Raw genomic sequence first — 1,766 nt, forward strand, 5'->3', positions numbered from 1 at the left:
CGGAGATCTCCCCGGAGTCGCCCGCCAGATCGAGAAACAAGCGCGAGGACCTCCTGGAGAAGTTCGAGCTCCACGACGAGTTCGCGCCCGAGGTCGTCGAGGAGGCCGAGCAGCGCATCGAGGACGTGCAGGCCGAGATTCGAGGACGAGGTCGACGAGCGCGCGGACATGCGCCCGCTGCCGACGTGGACGACCGACCCCGTGGACGCCCAGGACTTCGACGACGCCATCAGCGTCCTCGAGCGCGACGACGAGTACGTCGTCTGGGTGCACATCGCGGACGTCACCCACTACGTCCACCCCGGCTCGGCGATGTGGGACGCCGCGATGGACCGCGGGAACACCATCTACCTCCCCGGGTACACGATTCACATGCTCCCGCCGGTGCTCGCGGAGACGGTCTGCTCGCTGGTCCCCGACGAGGACCGCCTCGCGCACACCGTCGAGATGCACCTCGACAAGGACGACCTCTCCTACAAGAACATCGAGATCTACAAGTCCGTCATCCACAGCGACGAGCGCCTCACGTACAAGGAGACGGAGGCCCGCCTCGAGGACGAGGACGCGCCGCTGCACGACGAGATCTCGCTGGTGTTCGAGCTCGCCGACCAGATGCACGAACAGCGCAAGGAGGAGGGGAGCCTCGTCCTGAACCCGCGCCGGGACCGCGCGCACACCATCATCGAGGAGTGCATGCTGAAGGCGAACAAGGCGGTCACCCACGAGCTCATGTGGAATCGGGGCGTCGAGGCGATGTACCGCGTCCACCCCCAGCCGTCGCCCGACGAGTGGGACGACGCGCTCCGCGAGATCCAGGAGCTCGACGGCGTCTCCATCCCCGGCGACTCGTGGGACGACCCCCGGAAGGCCGTCAACGCCACCCTCGAGCAGGCCCCCGAGCGCCAGCTCGGGAAGATCCAGTGGGCGGTGATGAAGGTGATGCCCCGCGCCCGCTACATGAACGACCCGTTCGGCGGCCACCACGCCCTCAACTTCGAGATCTACGGCCACTTCACCAGCCCAATCCGCCGGATGAGCGACCTCGTCAACCACTGGATCGTCTACCAGAACGACGTCCCCGAGAACCTCGTGGAGCTCTGCGACCACGCCAGCGACCAGCAGAAGGCCGGCGAGTCCGCCGAGCGCGAGTACCGGGACTTCCTCGAGGAGGTCGGCCTCGACCCGGACGCGGTGAACAACCGCGGCATCGAGGTCGTCGACGAGGAGGAGGAGGAGGCGTAGCCTCGACGAGTCGACTGCACGTCACTCTCCGATTGACGGCGTCGTCGAACCGGACGAGGACGACGAGTAACTCTTTTTCCCACCTACCACCGGCTCGCTGGTGGCCGTTCGTGCGACCGGAACGGGCCGGGGACGCCGTGGGTCCAGAGGGACTTCCCGAGCCAGTAGCCGGCGTGCCAGCCGGCGCGGTCGTGGCCGTCGGGCGCGACGACGACGCGGACGTCCGTGTAGTACTCGGGGGTGCCGTCGCCGTCGACGTCCGGGCCGTCCCAGTGCGCACACGACGACGACACGCCGATCGCGTCGCAGTCGACGGACTCCCGGAGCGCCACCACGACTGCCGCGTCGTCGGGGTCGTCGGACGAGTTCGAACGCCGGCGGGTTCGGCGACGGTGCCGTCCGCGCCGCGCTCGTAGTAGCCGACGGCTTCCCGCACGCGCTCCCGCGCCGCGTCCGTCGTCCCCGTCTCCGCCGTGACGGCGACCTGTAGCGTGTCCGAGTCCCACGAGTACGCCCGCGCCGCG

At 68.8% G+C, this 1,766-nt stretch carries 1 protein-coding gene and 1 pseudogene; one reads left to right on the forward strand and one right to left on the reverse strand.

What is annotated here, in order from left to right:
* Positions 1 to 5: 5 nt before the first annotated feature.
* Positions 6 to 1,242, forward strand: a pseudogene (locus GJ634_RS15075) (RNB domain-containing ribonuclease).
* 83 nt (positions 1,243 to 1,325) lie between these two features.
* On the opposite strand, the gene GJ634_RS15080 reads toward GJ634_RS15075, so the two are convergent.
* Positions 1,326 to 1,574, reverse strand: a complete 249-nt coding sequence (locus tag GJ634_RS15080; protein ID WP_157503646.1) for a hypothetical protein — start codon at positions 1,572 to 1,574, stop codon at positions 1,326 to 1,328.
* Between the last annotated feature and the right edge of the window lie 192 nt (positions 1,575 to 1,766).

This window comes from Halobacterium sp. CBA1126, from assembly GCF_009741975.1.
Classification (GTDB): Archaea; Halobacteriota; Halobacteria; order Halobacteriales; family Halobacteriaceae; genus Halobacterium.